We start from the raw sequence: 230 nt of genomic DNA, 5'->3' as shown, positions 1-230 counted from the left end.
TGTTGAAAGGGTAAAAAGAAGATATGAAGAATCTATGTCAAGAAGAATTAATGAATTGGAAAAAGTAAAAACTTCTGATTTAATAANNNNATTAGATGCATTGCATNNATCTGGTGTTGGATCAATAGATGTTTCTGAAAAATCTGGAGCAATATGTGGGCAACAAAATATAATAAGTCATTTAGAATCAATGTTAAAAGAAGCTCAAAAGAACGTAAATATTGTTACAA

The organism is Candidatus Nanopusillus massiliensis, from assembly GCF_920984865.1.
Note: the sequence above shows the minus strand (reverse complement) of the source record.